General features: G+C 63.1%; 17 protein-coding genes, 1 tRNA gene and 1 pseudogene. 6 read left to right on the forward strand and 13 right to left on the reverse strand.

Annotation, left to right across the window (positions count from 1 at the left end; genetic code table 11):
* Positions 1-111 precede the first annotated feature (111 nt).
* Both AC0NIH_RS26860 and AC0NIH_RS26865 read right to left on the reverse strand, forming a co-directional pair.
* Entirely contained in the window at positions 112-1137 is a 1026-nt protein-coding gene (locus AC0NIH_RS26860) for an NAD-dependent epimerase (protein WP_023764452.1), read from the reverse strand.
* Between the two features lie 64 nt (positions 1138-1201).
* Positions 1202-1792 (reverse strand): biotin transporter BioY, encoded by a 591-nt coding sequence (locus AC0NIH_RS26865; protein ID WP_023764453.1) that lies wholly within the window; start codon positions 1790-1792, stop codon positions 1202-1204.
* A gap of 171 nt (positions 1793-1963) precedes the next feature.
* Here AC0NIH_RS26865 and AC0NIH_RS26870 point away from each other — a divergent pair, with 171 nt between their 5' ends.
* Complete coding sequence (locus tag AC0NIH_RS26870; RefSeq protein ID WP_473468344.1) at positions 1964-2869, forward strand: MBL fold metallo-hydrolase; 906 nt, start codon at positions 1964-1966, stop codon at positions 2867-2869.
* A gap of 62 nt (positions 2870-2931) precedes the next feature.
* Here AC0NIH_RS26870 and AC0NIH_RS26875 read toward each other — a convergent pair whose 3' ends face one another.
* Positions 2932-3717, reverse strand: coding sequence for a DUF1499 domain-containing protein (locus AC0NIH_RS26875; protein ID WP_473468343.1), 786 nt, complete (start codon positions 3715-3717; stop codon positions 2932-2934).
* 81 nt (positions 3718-3798) lie between these two features.
* A complete protein-coding gene (locus AC0NIH_RS26880; protein ID WP_473468341.1) occupies positions 3799-5427 on the reverse strand; it encodes a fatty-acid--CoA ligase in 1629 nt (542 codons plus the stop codon).
* A gap of 323 nt (positions 5428-5750) precedes the next feature.
* On the opposite strand from AC0NIH_RS26880, the gene AC0NIH_RS26885 reads away from it, so the two are divergent.
* Both AC0NIH_RS26885 and AC0NIH_RS26890 read left to right on the forward strand, forming a co-directional pair.
* Positions 5751-6107, forward strand: a complete 357-nt coding sequence (locus AC0NIH_RS26885; protein ID WP_287276375.1) for a hypothetical protein — start codon at positions 5751-5753, stop codon at positions 6105-6107.
* A 131-nt stretch (positions 6108-6238) separates the two neighbouring features.
* Entirely contained in the window at positions 6239-6628 is a 390-nt protein-coding gene (locus AC0NIH_RS26890; protein ID WP_473468339.1) for a DUF427 domain-containing protein, read from the forward strand.
* Between the two features lie 77 nt (positions 6629-6705).
* On the opposite strand, the gene AC0NIH_RS26895 is transcribed toward AC0NIH_RS26890, so the two are convergent.
* From AC0NIH_RS26895 to ppdK, 4 genes are all read right to left on the reverse strand, one after another.
* Complete coding sequence (locus AC0NIH_RS26895) at positions 6706-7446, reverse strand: polysaccharide deacetylase family protein (RefSeq protein WP_473468336.1); 741 nt, start codon at positions 7444-7446, stop codon at positions 6706-6708.
* 32 nt (positions 7447-7478) lie between these two features.
* Positions 7479-7652, reverse strand: a complete 174-nt coding sequence (locus AC0NIH_RS26900) for a hypothetical protein (protein ID WP_474025083.1) — start codon at positions 7650-7652, stop codon at positions 7479-7481.
* A 46-nt stretch (positions 7653-7698) separates the two neighbouring features.
* A complete protein-coding gene (locus tag AC0NIH_RS26905) occupies positions 7699-8799 on the reverse strand; it encodes a glycosyltransferase family 9 protein (RefSeq protein WP_473468334.1) in 1101 nt (366 codons plus the stop codon).
* Between the two features lie 131 nt (positions 8800-8930).
* A complete protein-coding gene (ppdK, locus tag AC0NIH_RS26910; protein WP_023777228.1) occupies positions 8931-11609 on the reverse strand; it encodes a pyruvate, phosphate dikinase in 2679 nt (892 codons plus the stop codon).
* Between the two features lie 225 nt (positions 11610-11834).
* On the opposite strand from ppdK, the gene AC0NIH_RS26915 reads away from it, so the two are divergent.
* Both AC0NIH_RS26915 and AC0NIH_RS26920 read left to right on the forward strand, forming a co-directional pair.
* Positions 11835-12179 carry a VOC family protein gene (locus AC0NIH_RS26915; protein WP_473468332.1) on the forward strand — a complete coding sequence of 115 codons (345 nt, stop codon included), beginning with the start codon at positions 11835-11837 and terminating at the stop codon, positions 12177-12179.
* A 116-nt stretch (positions 12180-12295) separates the two neighbouring features.
* Positions 12296-12370 (forward strand) — tRNA-Gln (locus AC0NIH_RS26920).
* 39 nt (positions 12371-12409) lie between these two features.
* Here the strand turns inward: AC0NIH_RS26920 and AC0NIH_RS26925 are convergent.
* From AC0NIH_RS26925 to AC0NIH_RS26945, 5 genes and pseudogenes are all read right to left on the reverse strand, one after another.
* Positions 12410-13598 (reverse strand): annotated as a pseudogene (locus AC0NIH_RS26925) (IS481 family transposase).
* A gap of 167 nt (positions 13599-13765) precedes the next feature.
* Entirely contained in the window at positions 13766-14638 is an 873-nt protein-coding gene (locus tag AC0NIH_RS26930) for an HNH endonuclease (RefSeq protein ID WP_473466951.1), read from the reverse strand.
* 312 nt (positions 14639-14950) lie between these two features.
* Entirely contained in the window at positions 14951-18409 is a 3459-nt protein-coding gene (smc, locus tag AC0NIH_RS26935; protein WP_473466949.1) for a chromosome segregation protein SMC, read from the reverse strand.
* A gap of 117 nt (positions 18410-18526) precedes the next feature.
* Complete coding sequence (locus AC0NIH_RS26940) at positions 18527-19270, reverse strand: DsbA family protein (protein WP_473466947.1); 744 nt, start codon at positions 19268-19270, stop codon at positions 18527-18529.
* A gap of 154 nt (positions 19271-19424) precedes the next feature.
* A complete protein-coding gene (locus AC0NIH_RS26945) occupies positions 19425-19934 on the reverse strand; it encodes a DUF721 domain-containing protein (protein ID WP_473466945.1) in 510 nt (169 codons plus the stop codon).
* A gap of 53 nt (positions 19935-19987) precedes the next feature.
* Between AC0NIH_RS26945 and mutY the strand changes: the two genes are divergently transcribed.
* The gene (mutY, locus tag AC0NIH_RS26950) at positions 19988-21091 is read left to right on the forward strand and encodes an A/G-specific adenine glycosylase (protein WP_473466943.1); all 1104 of its coding nucleotides are present in this window, start codon (positions 19988-19990) and stop codon (positions 21089-21091) included.
* Positions 21092-21101 lie beyond the last annotated feature (10 nt).

The raw sequence follows: 21101 nt of genomic DNA on the forward strand, positions 1-21101 counted from the left end.
GACATGCCAAAGCCCCCCGGCCTTGAGTGCCTGTGCTTAGGTTTCATGCAATGGCTTGTCAATGCGGCGTCCCGCAAACGGGCGGACTATTTCGTGCAAAGAGCGACCCCGCTATTCCCGTCCAAAATACGCCAGATACCATTCCACGAACCGCCCTACCCCCTCGGAAACGGACGTGCCGGGGCGGTAGCCGACGGCCTGTTGAAGTGCGGAGGTGTCGGCGAAGGTGTCGGGCACGTCGCCTGCCTGCAGCGGCAAGAGTTCGACGACGGCCTTGCGGCCAAGCGCGTTTTCCAGCGCCTCGACATAGGCGGCCAGCTTCACCGGGTTGTTGTTGCCGATGTTGAAGATGCGCCAGGGCGCGCTGCTCGTCGCCGGGTCCGGATGGCCGGAATCCCAGGCAAGGTTGGGCGCGGCGGGGCTGTCGCTGGCGCGGACCACGCCTTCGGCAATGTCCTCGACATAGGTGAAGTCGCGCGTGTGATTGCCGTTGTTGAACAGCTTGACCGGCTCGCCGGCCAAGATGCTCCTGGTGAACAGGAACAGCGCCATGTCGGGACGGCCCCAGGGACCGTATACGGTGAAAAAGCGCAGACCAGTGGTCGGCAGCCCGAACAGGTGGCTGTAGCTGTGCGCCATCAGCTCGTTGGCGCGCTTGGTCGCGGCGTAGAACTGCAGCGGGTGGTCGGCCGGGCGATGTTCGGAAAACGGCATGTCGGTGTTGGCGCCGTAAACGCTCGAGGTGCTGGCATAGGTCAGGTGCCCGACACGGCTGTGGCGGCAGGCCTCGAGCATGTTGGTGAAAGCGACGATGTTGCTTTCGACATAGGCGCGCGGATTTTCCAGGCTGTAGCGCACCCCGGCCTGGGCGGCGAGATGGATTACCCGGTCGAAGGTGTGGTCGGCAAAGCAGCCGTCAACCACGGTCCTGTCGGCGAGATTGCCTTGGATGAAATGATAGCCGGCATTGGTGCTTCGGCTCGCCTCGGCCAGAAGCCGCAGCCGCGCCCGCTTGAGGCGCGGATCATAATAGTCGTTGATGCTGTCGACGCCGACGACCTCGTCGCCGCGCTCCAGGAGCCGCCTGGCGACATGATAGCCTATGAAGCCGGCGACGCCGGTGACCAGAACCTTCATCAGAAACGACCGTCTCCGGGAGTGGACCCCTGACGTCTACGGTATACCGGCTTGCTGAGGGAACTCAGGAGCGCTTCAGCAGCGACCAGACGGCCGGCACCAGACTCGCCGCGAGCGCAACCTTGATCAGGTCGCCGACGATGAACGGCACGACGCCGAACTGCCAGGACTTCTCCGGACCGATGAGCACGGCCAGCCAGGCGAAGCCCATTGCCATCATCACGACTTCGGCAACCAGCATCGCATTGACAAGCTTGATCGGATGGCGATCCCAGCCGCGATCGGCGGCCCAGCCGACAATAGCGGCCATGACGACGAAGCCAGCGAGATAGCCGCCGGTCGGCCCGACCATATAGGCAATGCCGATACCCTTCTCCGGCGTGCCCTGGAAGACCGGGAAGCCCATCGCGCCCTCCGCCATATAAAGCAGCAGGGTGGCAACGCCGAGACGCATGCCGAAGGCGGCGGCGATCAGGAATACGGCGAGCGTCTGCATCGAGATATCGACCGGACCCAGCACCACCCTGGTCTTGGCGGACAGCGTCAGCAGCAGCGTTCCGGCAATCGCCAGGAGAAACTGCGTTGCCAGTCGCGCCGCGCCTTCTTGCGGCAGAGCCAGAGAAACAAGCGGGCGCATCGTCGTTGCAGTTGCCATGGTCTTCCCCAATCCGATTTGTCGCGATCCAACAATCGCGGTCTCAGCGTTTTCCTATATTGGCTTGCGTGCTATGCGGCAATCGGTTTTGCCGTTCCTGGAACAAAGTGCCTACATTGTTCCAGGGAATAATGTGCCCGACATGGTTCGAAAGACGTCGTTCGAAAAGACATGGCTCTCAAATTCGATACCAGTTTCGATCCCGGCTATGGTTACGGGATAGACGTGGCAGCCGACGTGCGGCGCGTCACGGCCCGAAATCCGAGCCCGTTTACCTTTCACGGCACAAACTCCTACATCATCGGGCGCGACACGCTGGCGGTCGTCGACCCCGGGCCGGATGACGAGGCGCATCTGCAGACCTTGCTCGACGTGATCGCCGGCAGGCCGGTCAGCCATATCTTCGTCAGCCATACGCATCGTGACCATTCGCCGCTGGCGACGCGGCTGAAAGAGCGCACCGGCGCCGCCGTGCTGGCGGAGGGCCCGCATCGGCCGGCAAGGCCGTTGCACACCGGCGAAACCAATGCGCTCGATGCCAGCGCCGACACTGCTTTCGTTCCGGATATCGCGCTGCCGGACGGGGCGTTGGTCGCCGGCGACGGCTGGGCGATCCGGACGGTTCTGACCCCCGGCCACACCGCCAATCACGCTGCATTCGCGCTGGAGGGAACTGGCATCCTATTCTCGGCCGATCATGTCATGGCATGGGCGACGTCCATCGTCGCGCCGCCGGACGGGGTAATGGCCGATTACATGGCGTCGCTAGACCGGCTGATCGAGCGCGGCGATCGCCTGCTGCTGCCTGGCCATGGCGGACCAGTGACGGAGCCGCGCAACTTCATGCGCGGGCTGAAGACGCATCGCAAGATGCGCGAACGAGCCATACTGGAGCGGGTCAGGACCGGTGACCGGACGATCCCCGACATGGTCAAGGCGATCTACAGGGATACCGATCCGCGGCTGCACGGCGCTGCCGGGCTATCGGTGCTTGCCCATCTCGAGGACCTGGTGGCGCGCGGCATGGTGTCGACGGACGCAGCCCCCGCCATCGACGGCATTTTCGCGCCTGCCTGATAGGCTTCCCCGGACGCAAAGGCACTATCCGGCGGGAAACGCACTATCCGGCGGGAAACCGGCTATTCGGCCGGAGCCGCGCCGACCTGGCCGGCGACTTCCTGATCGAGTTCCGCCAGGAAATCGGTGACGCGCGCGGCATTGTCGCCAAGGTCGTAGCGGCCATAACGCGACGCCGACCGCATGTCGACGATGATCGTGTCCCCGTCATCCGTCACGCGGATCGCCACGTCGGCGGGAAGGCCGAGCACGAAGCTCGAGGCAACTGCGGTGATGGTCACGTCGCTCTGCCCGGCGAGGTCGGGGTATGGCTGGGAAAGGTCCCAGCCGCGCCGGTCGAGCACGGTTTCAACGGCGTTGACGATGGTCTCGAAGGGCAGGTCGTAGCTGCGCGCGGTGACAAGCGGATAGCTGTCGGTCTGCAGCCGCTGTTCGCCCGGCGTCGGCGGGGAGAGCACGTTCATGTCCTTCGTCCGGTCGCTGATGTCGAGCGCAGGCGGTTCCTCGAAGTCGGTCGAGATGTCCCTGAGCGGCGGATAGATCGTCGCCCAGTAGGCGGCAACGCCGTAGGGGACCAGCACCAACAGGGCCAGCAAGACGCCGAGGGTCAGGTCGCGGCCGCCGCGATCACCGAAATTCCACAGTCTCGAAAAGGCAAAGGCGGCGAACAACAGCGCCAGCGCCGCCAACAGCGCAACAATGCCCAGCACCCACAGGAACACCGGCGTTTCGACAAGACCGAAGCGATGGCCGACATAGTCGGTCAGCAACAGCACCGCCGAAAATGCGGCTGTGCGCCGCGACCAGCCGGCCGCCTTCGACGTTTGCCGTTCGGGAATGCTAACCATTGTCTTCTGCGATGCCCCAACCCGGACCGAGGTCTAGTGCCTTTTCGCGGCGGCTTGAAGCCGAAACATGCAACATCCCCGTCAATCCGTCGGCAAGCGGTAGTCCTTGAACTGCTGGCGCAAGGTGATCTTCTGGATCTTGCCGGTGGCGGTATGCGGTATCTCGCCGACGAAAGCGACATCGTCGGGCATCCACCACTTGGCCACCTTGCCGTCCATGAAGTCGAGAATACCAGCCTTGGTCGGCTCCTTGCCGGGCTTGGCGACGACGACCAGCAACGGCCGCTCGCCCCATTTCGAATGGTGGACGCCGATGGCTGCGGCTTCCGCCACATCCGGGTGGCCGACAGCCAGATTCTCGAGGTCGATGGTCGAAATCCACTCGCCGCCGGACTTGATGACGTCCTTGGCGCGATCGGTGATCTGCATGTAGCCACCGGCATCGATGTGGGCGACGTCTCCGGTATCGAACCAGCCGTCCTCGTCGAATTGCTCGGCGCCCACACCGCCATAGTAAGCGCGGGCAACCGCGGGGCCGCGCACCTTCAGCCGGCCAAATGTCCTGCCGTCCCACGGCTGCGCCTTGTTGTCGTCATCGGTCACCTTCATCTCGACGCCGAAGGGCGGGTAGCCCTGTTTGCCCTGGACGTCGAGCCGGGCCTCGCCCTCGAGGCCGGCATATTCGGGCTTCAGGGTGCATAGCGTTCCTAGCGGCGACATTTCGGTCATGCCCCAGGCATGGATGACCTGGACACCGTAATTGTCCTGGAATTTCGTCATGATCGCACGCGGGCATGACGAGCCGCCGATGACGACCTTGTTCAGATGGGGAAGCGTCTTGCCGGTCTGCTCCAGATATTGCAGCAGCATCATCCAGACGGTCGGCACGGCGGCGCTGAAGGTCACCTTCTCGGTGTCGAGCAACTCGTAGATCGAGGCGCCATCCATCTTGCAGCCGGGCATGACCAGCTTGGCGCCGATCATCGGTGCACTCTGGCCAAGGCCCCAGGCATTGGCGTGGAACATCGGCACCACCGGCAGGATCGTGTCGCGCGCCGACAGACCCATCGCATCGGGCATGGCGGCAATCATGGCGTGCAGCACGTTCGAGCGGTGGCTGTAGACGACGCCTTTGGGATCGCCTGTCGTGCCCGATGTATAGCACATACCGGCGGCAGTGCCTTCGTCGAAGGTCTTCCAGGCGAAATCGCCATCGACCCCGTCAAGCCAGTCCTCGTAGGCGACGGCGTTGGGCAAGGTGGTTTGCGGCATGTGCGCCTTGTCGGTCAGCACGATCACCTGTTTCAGAGATTTGACGGCACTGGCGATCTTTTCGAGCAACGGCACGAAGGTGAGATCGACGAAGACGGCATTGTCCTCGGCGTGGTTCATGATCCAGACGATCTGCTCGGGAAACAGGCGCGGATTGAGCGTATGATAGATCGCGCCAATGCCCATGATGCCGTACCAGGCCTCGATGTGGCGCGCGGTGTTCCAGGCCAGCGTGGCGATGCGGTCGCCCATCCCATACCCGTCGCGTTCCAGCCGCTGGGCAACCTTGAGGGAGCGACGGTGGATGTCGGCATAGGTGGTGCGCACGATCGGTCCCTCGATCGAGCGCGACACGATCTCGCGCACCCCATGTTGCCGTTCGGCGTTGTCGATCAGCTTGTGGCACAGCAGCGGCCATTCCTGCATCAGCCCCAGCATCCCGTTCCTCCTCCCTCGCGCATTTTGCGTCGTAGCTTTGGCGCATTGTGAAGCGAACCGGCGGATTGTCCAGTCACCCGCTTGCGCGGCCAGCGAATTTCGGAGTCCGTGCCGTAACGGCAAACGGTTGAATTCCGACATGTTTTGGATTTGGGCCTGCTGATCCCTCGTGCCACGGGGATGGCAGGAGGGTCAAAATCGCCGCCGTGACGGCAGTCTCCTACCCCCCAAATCACCGGGAAATCCGCCACAATCCGGCCATCGTCGGCGTTAAGTTTCGTTAACGGGCAAAGGGGTGCGATTGGCGACTGAAAGAGGTTCGCATGGACGCGCAACTCGAGGACAAGGCTCTGGAGAGCACACTTGCCGAAAGCTTGGCCGATTTGGTGCCAGACGAGAAGATTGTTTCCGAAGACGAATTTGTTGAAGTTGTCGGCGGCGCGCTCGAAGCGGTCGGCGGCACGCTGCTGTTCAAGATGTGTGTCGAGAGCGGAGGCGAAGGCCAGCATGTCGCGGCGGCATCCGTCGGCGACGGCGGCAATCGCCAGTTCCTGCTGCTCACCCTGCCGACCGGCGGCGGCTCGCTGAAGGTCGAGACCGTTTCGAGAAGCAGCAACCCGGTGGCGGGCATTGCAGCCGCCTATGCCGGACTGATGGACGCATTCAGAACCGCCGCCTGAAGTCTCGGGTGACACTCGAAAGCGCTATAGCGCCACGCCTCGGCGATTGGCGCCGGTTTTCGTGATGCGAACGGACCTTGCGCAATGGCTGTGCCCGCCACATTTTAGGGAGCCAGGTAAGGAGAACCAGCATGGACAAGATCGCCAACCCTGCCCCCGGCTTCCAGCGCAATCCCGACAAGATCATCACCATCGAGCCCTATGCAGGCACCGTTACCGTCCGCGCCGGCGATACAGTCATCGCATCGTCCACGAGGGCCAAGGTGCTGACCGAGGCCCCCTACCCCGCAGCCTTCTATATTCCGTTCGCCGACATCGATTTCGACAAGCTCACCGGCACGGAGCACTCCACCCATTGTCCCTATAAGGGTGATGCCAGTTATTGGAGCGTGCTGCCGGCCGGCGAGGCGGGCAAGGACGCGATGTGGGCCTATCGGCATCCGTTCGACGAAATGACCGATATCCGCGATCACGGGGCGTTCTACGCCAGCAAGGTCACCATCGAAACCAGGCCTGGCTGAGCTCTTCGACTTGAAGGCACTCAGAGTGCGTTGAGATTTGAGGGCGGGCCGATCACCACCCCAATGTCGACGCACCCTCAGTCGGTGGTGCCGTTGTTGCCCATGCCATCGGCATCGTCGAGACGCACGAAGGTCATGCCCTTGTCCTTGAGCGCCAACAGGCCCTGCACCACGCCTTCGCCGGCGGCATGGGTCGGCTGATTGATGTGCGAGATGATGACGTCGCCGTCCTTGGCCGCGGCGATGCGCCGGGCGGTTTCCTTGGCACCCAGCAATGAGCCGCCATCGCCATTGATCGAGAAGCCGGCGATCTTGAAGCCGAGCTTGCGGATCATCGCGATGGCCGAGGGGCTGTACTCGGCCGTTGCGCCCCGGAACCATTTCGGAGCCGGCTCACCCGTCTTGGCCAATGCGGCGGCACCCGATTCGACCTCGGCTAGTACCGCTTCGGGGCTGCCGGCGCTGCGTATGCCATAAATCTTCTGCGGCGTGTCGACCGCCGGAACATGATGGCCGCCGTGATTTTCCAGTTCGAACAGGTCGGGATGCGCGCGCATGATCGCGACGGCCGCGGCATTGCGCTTCAGCCAGATGCCGGTGACGAAAATGGTGGCGGGGATCTTGTTTTCCACCAGCGCCGAAAGGATCCGTGTGTCGGTCTGTCCGCCGCAGGCATCGAGCGTCAGCGCGACCCGGCCGGCCCCGCTTGCGGCAGGCTTTATATGCAGCGTGGGCTCGACCAGCGGCACGGCGTGAGCGCTGGACACCACCGCCAGCGACATGGCGATCATGCAGAGATGTTTTTGCGGCAGACGCATCAAACCAATTCCTGATAGGCGATTTCAAGCCGCTATCCCAAGGCCCGCATCAAGGCGGAAATCGGGACGATGAATAGCAGAAAGATGCCTGGCGCGGCAATTTGACCGAGTGGTCGGTGAACGAACCCTTCGACGGTGGCCTTGCCGCCGTTAAAGCGCGTCGACCCGAAACGGATCGGGCAACGCGCTGTAAGCTTTCTTTTCATGTATGCAGTTCTCTCCAAAAACCGGAGCCATTTTGGACGACATGCATCAGACGGCGCGCTCGCGCTTCATCTCGGTGCGCGCGAGCACCTCGCGCACCGCATCGACGACCGGGTTCACCTCCAGGCGCCAAACGCAGCAAACCCTGCTGGGATCGGGCCAGCGGCACAGATCCTTGGCCACGCAGTCACATGGCGTCGACGGCCGAAGCGCGATGCTGGGCACGCCGACCGGTCCCCAGCGCGACGGATTCGTCAGACCAAAAAGCCCGACGACCGGCGTGCCCACGGCGGCAGCCATATGCATAGGGCCGCTCTCGTTGCCAAGAAACAGCCGCGCTTGTTTCAGAACGGCCAACAGGCTCTCGAGCGACAGCGTCCCGACAAGGTTGACCATCGGCGTCGCCGTCCTGGCGAGGATCCGTCCGGCGATCTCGCTTTCGTCCGGCCCTCCCACCAGGACGACACCCAGTCCGGTACCGGCTGCAATTTCGTTGATCGCCTCGGCAAATCGCTCCGGCTGCCATTGCCGGCCCTTGAAGCTCGCGCCGGCATGCACGGCGACAAAGGCATTCGGCCGCAGATGATGCATGCCCAGAAGCGCCAATGCTTTCGCCGTCTCTAACGGCGATGGCTGAAGGCTTGGCACGGTGACGCGCAGATCGACGCCAAGCGCTTCAAGCGGCGAGAGATAGCGAAAGACGAAATGATGGCCGCCAAACCCATACGGCTTGGCAAACAGATTGGCGGGCTGACGCTCCAGCAGCTTCAGAGGCCTCTCGGGAGGATTATAGCCGACGCGGGTCTTTGCGTTGACCAGCCCACTGACAATGCGCGAGGTCTTTGAATCGGTCACGTCGATCGTCAGGTCGAAACGGAAGCGGCGCAGCGCCCGCACCACGGCATAGAGTTCTTTTGCGCGCTCCAGCGGGGTGCCGCGGATCCGGGAGCGCCGGAACGTAACCACCTCGGAAGCCATGCCATGCGCGATCACGAAGCTTTTGAAGTGCGCTTCGCAGAGAAACACGATCCTGGCATCGGGGAATTCGAGTTGCAGGTTCCTGGCGAGCGTCGAGGCGAGAACGATATCGCCGATGAACTTCGTCTGAATGACCAGGATCGAGCGGAATGGCGCGGGAGATATCTGCAACGTGTGATTCCGGAAACAATTGACGGTCCGTGCGCAGATTAGGCAGTGACGATGTCGAGATTACGCAACGCCTTCGGCACGTTCGCGTGAGTTTTCATACAAAACCGTAAGTTTCGATCCGGGCTCGCTTCCTATCCGCGCCCGGTCTTTGCCACCTGCACCGCTGCCTGCGCGGCCGCCAGCCTGGCAATCGGCACACGATAGGGCGAGCACGATACATAGTCGAGTCCGACCTCCTCGCAAAAACGGATCGATGCCGGGTCGCCGCCATGTTCGCCGCAGATGCCGAGCTTGATGTCGGGCCGCGTCGCCCTGCCCTTTTGCGCAGCCATGCGCACCAGTTCGCCGACGCCGTCGATGTCGAGCGAGACGAAGGGATCCTGCTCGATGATGCCCTTCTGGCGGTAAGTCTCCAGGAAAGAGGCAGCATCGTCGCGCGAAATGCCGAAAGTGGTCTGGGTAAGGTCGTTGGTGCCGAAGGAGAAGAACTCGGCTGTAGCGGCGATGACATGAGCCCGGATCGCCGCACGTGGCAATTCGATCATGGTTCCAGTCAGGTAGTCGATCTTGACGCCGCTCTCGTCCATCACGCTCTTGGCGACCGCATCAATGCGCGCCTTCACGTAGTCGAGTTCCTTGACCAGGCCGACCAGCGGCACCATGATCTCGGGAACCACCAGCGCGCCGGCCTTCTTGCCGGCCTCGACGGCGGCCTCGAAGATGGCCCGCGCCTGCATCTCGGCGATCTCGGGATAGGAGACGGCCAGCCGGCAGCCGCGATGGCCGAGCATCGGGTTGAATTCGTGCAGGGCGTCGGTGCGTTGCCGGAGCTTGTCCGGCGACACGTTCATGGCGGCGGCGACTTCGGCCACCTCCTCCTCGGTCTTGGGCAGAAATTCGTGCAGCGGCGGATCGAGCAGTCGGATCGTCACCGGCAGGCCGGCCATGATCTCGAAGAGTTCCAGGAAATCCGAGCGCTGCATGGGCAGAAGCTTGGCAAGGGCGGTGCGGCGGTCCTTCTCGGTGTCGGCCAGGATCATCTCGCGCATGGCTACGATGCGGGCGCCGTCGAAGAACATGTGTTCGGTGCGGCAAAGCCCGATGCCCTCGGCGCCGAAGGAGCGCGCCATGCGGGCGTCGAGCGGCGTTTCGGCATTGGTGCGCACCTTCATGCGGCGCACCGCGTCCGCCCATTCCATGATGGCGGCGAAATCACCTGAAAGTTCGGGCTGCAGCATCGCCACGGCGCCCTTCAGCACCTGGCCGTTGCCGCCGTCGATGGTGATGACGTCGCCCTTGCGGAAGGTCTGCCCCATCGAGAGCAGCGTGCCGGCCTTGTAGTCGACGCGCAGCGAGCCGGCGCCGGAGACGCAAGGCTTGCCCATGCCGCGCGCGACGACGGCGGCATGGCTGGTCATGCCGCCGCGCGTGGTCAGGATGCCTTCCGCCGCATGCATGCCATGGATGTCCTCCGGGCTGGTCTCAATGCGCACCAGGATCGCCTTGCGGCCTTGCGCCTTCAGATCCTCGGCATCGCCGGAGGAAAAGACGATCTCGCCGGTGGCCGCGCCCGGAGATGCCGGCAGGCCGACGCCGATAACGTCTCGCGCGGCCTTCGGGTCGATGGTCGGGTGCAGCAACTGATCAAGCGAGGCCGGATCGATGCGTGCAACGGCTTCCTCCTTCGTGATCAGCCCGTCCCTGGCCATCTCGACCGCGATCTTCAGCGCCGCCTTGGCGGTGCGCTTGCCGGACCGGGTCTGCAGCATCCACAACTTGCCGCGCTCTATGGTGAATTCGAGGTCCTGCATGTCGCGATAGTGCTTTTCCAGGCTGTCGGAGATCGTCACGAAGGACTGGAACGCGTCGGGCATCAGCTTCTGCAAGGATGGCTTGTCGGAGCCGGCGGCGATGCGGGCGGCCTCGGTGATGTTCTGCGGCGTGCGGATGCCGGCGACGACATCCTCGCCCTGCGCATTGACCAGGAACTCGCCATAGAGCTGCTTTTCCCCGGTCGACGGATTGCGGGTGAAGGCGACGCCGGTGGCCGAGGTCTCGCCCATGTTGCCGAACACCATGGCCTGGACATTGACCGCCGTGCCCCAGCTTTCGGGGATGTCGTGCAGGCGCCGGTAGGTGATGGCGCGGTTGTTCATCCAGCTCGAAAAGACCGCGCCGATGGCGCCCCAGAGCTGCTCATGCGGATCCTGCGGGAAGGGTTTGCCGAGTTCCTCCTCGACCTTGGCCTTGTAGAGTGCGATCACGCCTTGCCATTCGATGGCCGTCAGCTCGGTGTCGAGTTCGTGGCCGAGGCTCGCCTTCTGGTCTTCAAGGATTTCCTCGAACACCTCGTGATCGAGACCCATGACCACATCGGAATACATCTGGATGAAGCGGCGATAACTGTCATAGGCAAAGCGTGCATCGCCGGAATCACCGGCCAGCGCCTCGACGGTCTCGTCGTTCAGGCCGAGATTGAGCACGGTGTCCATCATTCCCGGCATCGAGGCGCGCGCCCCGGAGCGCACGGAAACCAAGAGCAGCTTCGACGGATCGCCGAACCGGCGGCCGGTCAGCTGGCCAATGTGGTCGAGCGCGACCGCGACATCGGCTTCCAACCCCGCCGGATAGGCGCGGGCGTTCGCATAGTAGGCATTGCAGACCTCGGTGGTGATGGTGAAGCCCGGCGGCACCGGCAAGCCAAGGCTGCACATCTCGGCCAGGTTGGCGCCCTTGCCACCCAGCAGATTCCTGTCGCTGGCACGGCCTTCCGCCGCCCCATCGCCAAAGGTGAAAACCCATTTGGTCATGCTTGCTCTCCGGTTGCGGGAGATTGGAAAGATTGACGAAACCAATGGTTCCGCCGCGTCCGACCCTGGAGCGATATGATGGTGCAGTGCGAAAGGCAAGGTGCCGGCAAAGTCGTCCGGCCCCTACAATCGATTAAGAAAAAGCGATGTCCAAGGGTGCGGCAAAAAAGACTTGCCACCCCACTATACCCACACTAGAACATAAAGGGAACAACGAGGTATCCCATGAAACAGGATGGAAAACTCGATTATCTGGAAATGCCGGCAACCGGCGGCACGCTGGACCGGTTGAAGGCTTTCTACAGTTCAGCCTTCGCCTGGTCGTTCACCGACTACGGGCCGACCTATTCGGCCTTTGCGGAAGGTTTGGACGGCGGTTTTCAGGCCGAGGCCGAGGAAGCACCGGCCAAGCCCCTGCCCGTGCTCTACAGCAGGGATCTGGAGAAAACCCTGCGCGCAGTGGAAAGTGCCGGCGGCACCATCGTCAAGCCGATCTTCTCATTCCCCGGCGGCCGGCGTTTCCACTTTGTCGATCCGGCCGGCAACGAGCTGGCCGTGTGGAGCGAATAGCGCCTCACATGGTCGGCAGCTCCGTGCCGTTCAGGGCGTTCTCGCTCTCGCTCATAAGCATTGTGCTTTTCGGCTGCTCTGCTAATAACGCGCCGCACAGCGACTCTGACGGCTATTGGGGCGTCGCCAAGTGGTAAGGCATCGGTTTTTGGTACCGACATTCCCAGGTTCGAATCCTGGCGCCCCAGCCATCGCCGTTTGGGGTCCGTTCCGGACACATAGGTTACGGTTTATACCGGAGACATGGGTAACACTTTTGGCCCGAAAGGGTTTTGGAGTGGTTCGAGCCTGCATGTCTCATCGTCGAAATATCCCAAATCATAGTCCATGAAGGTAGCCAGCCAGATATGGTCCTCGACCTGTTTGATGCCGACGGTCTGGCCGGCGAAGACGAGACTGAGATTGATCTTCTTGCGATTGTAGCAGATGCGGCCGCAGGTGGTGACGGTGACAGCCTTGTCGTGAAACGGATAGTCGAGGTCCGGCAGGGCCGGTGTAGGGGCGCGTTGAGGGCGTGTAGCGCTCTGCCGGACAGTCCATGCCGAGTGCCTGATGCGGGCGTTCTGAGTTGAACTCGTCGATGAAGTCATCGAACCTGGCCTGCTGCTGAAGGAAATTGGCGCCTGCCGGTTTGGTGGCTTCCCTCTTCAGGGTGAGGTGCATGCGTTCATGGCGCCCGTTCTGCTGCGGGCAGCCCGGCTTGATGCGCTCGATGTCGATGCCCAGGCGCAGCCACCAGACCGACAGCTTGCTGAGGTTGAACAGCGCGTTGGGGCTGGCGAAGGGAACGCCATTGTCGGTCCTGATCGCGCTGGGCAGGCCGAACTCTTTGAAAACGCTTTCGAACACGGTGAAGGCAAAGGCTTCCTTGGTGGTCGACAGCGCCTCGCAGGCGATGAGATAGCGGCTGGCGAAGTCGGTGATGGTCAGGGGATAGCAATAACGTCGGTCGGCGAGCATGAACTCGCCCTTGTAGTCGGCACACCAAAGATCGTTGGGTCGATAGCCGTTTGAAAGCGGTGTCCCCGTCGCCCTGTTGCGCCTTCGCATGCGGTGCTCGACCATGCCGTGCCGGTCGAGCACCGCATGCACTGTCGAGATCGCGGGCCGGTGCACATCGGGATACAGCCGGGCCAGCCGCTCGCGTATCTTCGGCGCCCCCCATGTCGGCTTATCTTGCTTCAGGCGCACAATCAGCTTCTCGATTTGAAACGGAAGCTGATTGGCGTGGCGATAGGGCCGGCGCGATCGATCCGTCAGCCCTTCAAGGCCGCTGTCATTGTAGCGCGTGAGGATCTTGTAGCCGGTCTTGCGCGAGATATCGAACTCCCGGCAAAGCACCGCCATCTTCTCGCCGTCCAGCAACCGGGCGACGAACTTCAGCCGCTCTTCCATGACGTTACACTCCTTCCAAGGCACCTTGCTCTCCTTGCAAAGGGCCCAAAGTGTAACCCATCTATCCGGAATGAACTGTCACCCATCTCTCGGGAAGGGCATTATGTGATAAAATCAATAGTTTGCGGGATTTCAATTTTTTGATGCCGGACATCCTAGGTCACCCATTTAGGCCTTCTTGAAAACCCCGATCACCTCTTAGGAGGGACACGGAACGGAATTATGTTGTTGGATTCTTTCGGCAACATTTGCGGCATGTTGGCGTGACCAATTTGCATGTCGTCTATTGAGACGCTTCCTCCACCGCAACCTACGCTGAGAGAACCGTCGCGAATTTCAATGCCCACCTGACAGCCGTCAAGGACCATACCGGTTGTTCTCATCTGTCGGCCGTCGAGCAAAGTGATCGCCGTTGAATGACCTTCCCGACATTCGAGCGTGATGCCACGATGACGAATGCTGAATTTCTCGAACAGCAATTGATGAGGCGGATTCGTTCGAAGCTGCAAGTCGACATCCCGAAGTGCGGATCGAATTACAAGTTTCCTCCCTTGAACTGCGACGTCCCAGTTAGACGTCCGCGTTCGCCACTCGTTATCAACGATATGCATCATCGGAACGCCAGTCCGATTGCATACGTATGCTGAAATGCGAAACGGGCCGCCCGCCTCTTCAGGTGCACGAACCCGAACAATCTCATCGTCTTGAATTCGAATAATTACTGTAACATGGCGAGCCACTATATCCCCGAACACAATCTCAGGATGCACACTACCGACATCGAAAGGACCAAAAGAAAAGCCGAGTTGCTTAGCTTTCGGATTTTTCAATGCGGCGGAAATCGTTTGTCTCGACAAGCGCCCGCGCGTCTTAAGGGCGTGACACGCAATGCAAAGAAGAATGATGCAGTCGACGGTGTGGGCTTCAGCATCTACAAACTCTGGATTGAAATGCTCATAGTCGATAATTGCATTTCCACAAATTACGCATCCGAAGCCATCTCTTTGGCGAACCGCCCGCTTTATCTCTTCGGGCACGGATCTTGCTAGGCCAAACTTGTTCATCCACCATCCCGTATTAAGTCACTGAGCGGCTCGATTTTTACCAGCGATGCACCGCGACGCGGGGTCGCGACATATTACAGAAGTCGCGCGCCCTTCGGTTCGTACTTCCGACGACTTCAAGCAACCGTCGCGTTGCTCGTTACATCGCTTCGGCCGCCATAGGGGCTGCTGACGGAACAACTGGCTTGCGTCACGTGCCGGTTCCAGTTCCTGCGCAGCCGCATTCGACGCATGTCATCAAGCCGAGTGTCTGCGCCATTCGCCGTCGGCCTGCGCTGCCGTCGTCATGGCGTCTGTCCTTGCCCGGTCGCGTCAGCTCGCCTCGCGCATCGCCTCGGCGGCCTGCAGATCGACCGACACCAGTTGGCTGACGCCCTGCTCGGCCATGGTCACGCCGAACAGCCGGTCCATGCGCGCCATGGTGATCGGGTTATGGGTGATGATGACGAAGCGCGTCTCGGTGGTCTTGGCCATCTCGTCCATGAGATTGCAGAAGCGTTCGACATTGTGATCGTCGAGCGGAGCGTCGACTTCGTCGAGCACGCAGATCGGCGCGGGGTTGGTCAGGAACACGGCGAAGATCAGCGACATCGCCGTCAGCGCCTGCTCGCCGCCCGACAAAAGCGTCATGGTCTGCGGCTTCTTGCCGGGCGGGCGGGCCAGGATTTCGAGCCCCGCCTCGAGCGGATCCTCGGATTCGATCAGCTGCAATTCTGCCGTGCCGCCACCGAACAGATGCGAGAACAGCCGCTGGAAATGGCTGTTGACGACATCGAAAGCGGCCAGCAGCCGCTCGCGGCCTTCGCGGTTGAGGCTCTGGATCGCTTGCCTGAGCTTGCGGATCGCCTCGATGATGTCCTCGCGCTCGGAGACGATTGCCTCCAGCCGGTCGGACAGTTCCTTCTGCTCTTCCTCGGCGCGCAAATTGACGGCGCCGAGCCGTTCGCGTTCGATCTTCAGCCGGTCGAGCTGACGTTCGATCTCGCCCATTTCAGGCATCGGATCGTCGGCTTCCAGGCCGGTATGGCGGATCACCAGATGCGGCGGCGTGTTCAGCGTTTCCTGGATGCGCGCCTCGACCTCCAGCCGGCGCTCGTCGGCCGCGGTCAGCCGTTCCTCGGCGCGGACGCGGGTCTCGCGGGCCTCGGCCAGCGACTGGATGGCCCCGGTGGCCGCCTTGTCCAGCTCGGCCTGCCTGTTTTTCGCTTCCTGCAGGCGGTCGGCGGCGGCCTTGCGCAAGGTCTCGGCCTCGGTGAGCTGCGACAGCAGCGCGCGCCGTTTGGCATCGATTTCGTCGGGGGCGTCGGCCAGCCGCTCGCGCTCCGCCTCGGCCTCGGCCTTGCGTTCGCTGAGCGACGCGATCTGCGTCGAGGCATTTTCTGCGCGCACCAGCCAATTGCTGCGTTCGGCGCCGATGGCATCCAGCCGGCGTGCGCGCGCCTCGGCTTCGCGCCGCAACCCCTCATGGACGGCGCGGGCGTCGGCAAGGGTGGCGCGGTCGCGGGCGACATTGGCCGAGGACTGTTCTAGCTGCAATTGCAGGTCGCCGAGATCAGGCGCGTCCTGCAGCAGCATCTCGGCCTCGACGAAGGCAGCCGAGGTTTCCTCATGGCTGTCGACGATGCGCGCGCGTGCCTCGTCGAGTGCGGCGCGCCGGCTCGACAATTCGCCACCGGCCTTCTCGGCCTCGGCCAGCGCGTTGCGGGCGGCATCCAGGCGATGCTGGGCGTCGCGTCCGGCCTGGCGTGTGTTTCGCTCGGCCTCACTGGCCAAGCGAAGCGCCTGTTCGGCCTCAGCCAAATTCTCCTCGGCGTGACGCAGGACAAGTGTCGCCTGCACCGCCTCGGCATCGAGCTCGGCAAGCCGGTTCTTCTGCGCCAGCCTTTGCGCCGCGGCGGTCGGCGCATCGGCGCTGGCGGCAAGTCCGTCCCAGCGCCAGAGCGCGCCCTCGCGGCTGACCAGCCTCTGGCCGGGCGCGAGCAGTGCCTGCAGCCGGCGGCCGTCCGCGGCTTCGACAATGCCGATCTGCGCCAGGCGGCGGGCAAGCTGCGCCGGAGCGCGAACCACGCTGGCAAGGCTCTTGATGCCTTCGGGCAGGGCAGCGTCGCCGGGCTGGATCGCGCTTTCACCCCAGTGCACCGGCGCGCTGCGGTCGAGCGGAACGTCGAGGTCTTCGCCAAGGGCGGCGCCCAGCGCCGTCTCGAAGCCGCGTTCGACGCTGATCTGTTCCAGCACGGAGGGGAAAAGATCGCCGCTGGCGGCGTTCAGGATCTTGGCCAGCGTGCGCGCTTCGGTCTCGATCCGCGCCAGTTCGGCCCTGGCGTCCTGAAGCGGCGGCCGGGCATTGCTTTCCGCGGCGCGGGCATCGATGACCGACTGCTCGGACTGCGCCACGGCGGCTTCGGCCTCCTCCAGCAGCGCAATGGCCTGTTCGACCAACACGCGCTTTTCGGCCGGATCCGGCAGGCCGGCCACCTTGGAGAGGATGTCCGACAATTCGCGGTCGACCTCAGCGAGCTGGCGGGCAAAGCGGTCGCGGCGCTCGGCGGTCTCGCGCAAGGTCCGTTCGATCTGGTGGCGCGAGGCGGCGGCTTCGGCCCGTTCGGCGGTCAGCGTGGCCAATTTGGCTTCGCTGGCGGCAAGCATCGATGCAGCCTGCTCGAATGCCGCGCGGGTGGTGGCCTCGCGCTCGGCGGCGCCGGCGTTCTCGGAATTCAGCGTGGCTTCCTCGGTGCGCAGGCGCTCGAGAACATCGGCATTGTCGCGCACCATCCGCTCCTCGCGGGCGATGTCACCGTCGAGCTGCTGCAAACGCCGCTCGAGTTCGGCCTGGCGGGCGCGGATGCGGCCCGCCTCCTCCTCGATCTGCGACCTGGCGATCGACAGGCGCTGGAATGCGGCGGCGGCGGCGGCTTCAGCGTCGCGCAGGTCGGGCAAGCGATGGGCGGCGATGCCCTGCTCCTTGGCCGCGTTCATCTGCGCGGCGGCGCGGTCGCCGACCAGTGCGGTGGCGACAGCCAGCGCCGAGCGCGCCTCGCCTTCCTGCGTCTTGGCCAGCGTCCAGCGCAAGTGCAGCAATGTCGCCTCGGCCTTGCGGATATCGGCCGACAGGTTCTTGAAGCGGGATGCCTGGCGCGCCTGGCGCTTCAGGCTTTCGATCTGGCTTTCGAGCTCGCCGACGACATCGTCCAGGCGCTCGAGGTTCTGTTCGGCGGCCTTCAGCCGCAGTTCGGCTTCGTGGCGGCGGGTGTGCAGGCCGGAAATGCCGGCCGCCTCTTCGAGCAGCGCGCGACGCGCCTGCGGCTTGGCCTGGATCAGTTCGCCGATGCGGCCTTGGCCTACCATCGACGGCGAGCGCGCGCCGGTCGACTGGTCGGCGAACAGAAGCTGCACGTCCTTGGCGCGCGCTTCCTTGCCGTTGATGCGGTAGAGCGAACCGGCCTCGCGCTCAATGCGGCGCGATACCTGCAATTCGTCGGCATCGTTGAAGGCGGCGGGCGCGGAACGGTCGCTGTTGTCGAGGAAAAGCGTGACCTCGGCGGTGTTGCGCGCTGGCCGGGTGCCCGAACCGGAAAAGATCACGTCGTCCATGCCGGACGCGCGCATGTTCTTGTAGGAGCTTTCGCCCATCACCCATCGCAGCGCCTCGACCAGGTTCGACTTGCCGCAGCCGTTCGGCCCGACAATGCCCGTCAGGCCGCGTTCGATGACGAACTCGCCGGGCTCGACGAACGACTTGAAACCAAGGAGGCGGAGGCGCGAAAACTTCATTCACGCGCCTCACAGGCGGGTTCCGCGAAAGTGTTCCGCGGTTTTACGGCAAGAAACCGTTTCAAAACGCTAGAGCGGGCAGCGCCGGAACGCTGCCGCTTCAGCGCTGAGCCGATGTCAGAGCAGAGGGTCGATGATGGCCGATATTTCCTCAATCGACATCGCCCCTTTGTAGGTCTTACCGTTGATGAAGAAGGTCGGTGTCGAGTCGACCTTGAATTCATTGGCGCCACGCTTCTGGACCGATCTCACATCGTCCAGAAGTTTCTGGTCCGTCAAGCAGGCCTCGAAGGACTCCTGTGTAAAACCGGCGAGCTTCGAGATTTGCAGCAGCGCATCCTTGGTGTTCTGGACGCCAACCCAGTTCGCCTGCTGCCTGAACAGCACATCGACCATCGGGAAATAGTTATCCTTGGAGCAGCGCGCCAGCATGAAACCGGCTTCCGCGCTCGGATCGAACGGAAATTCGCGCAGGATGTAGCGAGCCTTGCCGGTGTCGATGTACTTCGTCTTCAGTTCCGGGAAGGTAGTCTCGGCGAAATGCGCGCAATGCGGGCAGGTCATCGAGGCGTATTCGACGATGGTGACCTTGGCGTCGTCTTTGCCGAGCTGCTTGTCGGGCAGCGCGCCCGGCTTCAACAGTTCCGCCATGTCGACGGTTCCCTGCGCTTCCGGCACCTTGGCCGCCGCCGGCGTGGCCGGCTTTGCGGGAGCGGCAGGGTCAGCAGGCTTCACATCCGCCGCCTTGGCCTGTTCGCCGGAGTCACTGCAGGCGGCGAGCAGGGCGACCGCCGGAATGGCGGCCAGCGAAGACAGGACGTTTCTGCGAGACAGACTTTTGCCGAACGAGGGACGGTTCATACGAATCACCTGACAAGGGTTGAATTTTGCAATGCAAAGGCACGAAAAGGCGAGAGTTGGCGCGAATTAAGGCATCTCCGTCCCCAATCCAATCGCGAAACCTGACAAGGGCGATCACGAATGCGAGATGTTGACGACAAATCCATGACTGTCTTCAAGGGGTTTTCGACTTTTTTTCACCAAGAATGGTCGCGCCCAGCCTTTCCAGCGAGGCGCGCAGCCCTTCATCCTCGATCAATTCGACCGTGCCGGACAATTTCGTCTTCTCCGCTGCCGTCAACGGCCTGAAGGTCGGCTTGGGCCGTCCTCTATCCGTTGTCACCGGCTTTTGCACGATCCTGATGCGGCCAATGGCGTTGAAGCCGAGGAAGGCGTTCACCCTGTTGATGATCTCGCCGGTCTCGTGCTGCAGATGAAGTGCGGCCATGCCTTCGCAGGCGATGACCAGCACCGCCGGCTCGAATGGATCGTCCTCATGCAGGCGGCGCGGCCACTGGATCTTTTCAGGCCGCGAGCGGCTGGCGAGGCGCGGGCCCGCGATCTCTTCCCAGGACTGGACGAGGCCAATCGAGATGCCCGCCCGCTTGCGCAGCACCGGATCGAGGATTTTGGTCGCAAGATCGCTCACCGGGACGGGATTGCCGTAGGGCGTTCTCCCTGCCATGTACGTTCTCCAGCCATCACCCCAGCAGATACCGGCCAGGCCCATACAGATCAATGGCACCAGCAGACCAGACCCGCAAGGCCATCTCAGGCGATACTGCGTCGCGCCTGCTTGCTTGGTACGACGTACACCACCGTGAACTGCCGTGGCGGGTGACGCCGCGCGAGCATGCGCGTGGCGCGCGGCCCGACCCATACCGCATCTGGTTGTCCGAAGTCATGCTGCAGCAGACAACCGTTGAGTCGGTGAAATCCTATTTCCGCGCCTTTGTCGAGAAATGGCCCGATGTCGAGGCGCTAGCCGCGGCGCCGACCGAGGACGTGATGAAGGCCTGGGCGGGGCTCGGCTACTATTCCCGCGCCCGCAATCTCAAGGCCTGCGCCGATCTGGTGGCGGCGCGTGGCGGCCGATTTCCCGACACGGAGGTTGCCTTGCGAGACCTGCCCGGCATCGGCGCCTACACATCGGCGGCCATCACGGCGATCGCCTTCGATCGCCCCGCCGCCGTTGTCGACGGCAATGTCGAGCGCGTCATCTCCCGGCTGTTTTCGATCACGACGCCGCTGAGCGAAGCCAAGGGCGAAATCCGGGTCCATGTCGAACGCATGGTGCCGGCGACAAGGCCGGGCGACTTCGCCCAGGCGATGATGGATCTCGGCGCCACGATCTGCACCCCGCGCCGGCCACGCTGCATGCTGTGTCCGCTGCGCGAAGACTGCAGCGCCGTCGTTTCAGGCGACCCCGAGCATTTCCCGGTGCGCCTGCCGAAGGCAGACAAGCCGCAGCGGCGCGGCGCGGCTTTCGTGGCCGTGCGCGGTGACGGCGCCATTCTTTTGCGCAAGCGGCCGGACAAGGGCCTGCTCGGCGGCATGACCGAGGTGCCGACGACCGCATGGACCGCGCGGATCGACGGCGCAACCACCGAGGCGGCGGCGCCTTTCCCCGCCAACTGGCGGCGTGCCGGCCAGATCGCGCATGTCTTCACCCATTTCGCGCTCGAACTCGACGTCTTTCGTGCCGAGGTGGACAGCGCCGCGCCAGCGGGGCATTTCTGGTCGCTGGCCCATGAAATTTCCGGGGAGGCGCTGCCCACTGTCATGAAAAAGGCAATCGAAGCGGCGATACCCGGCGCGACGAAAAAGCCACGCCCGCATTGAAAGAGGCTCC

Source organism: Mesorhizobium sp. WSM1386 (assembly GCF_055901595.1).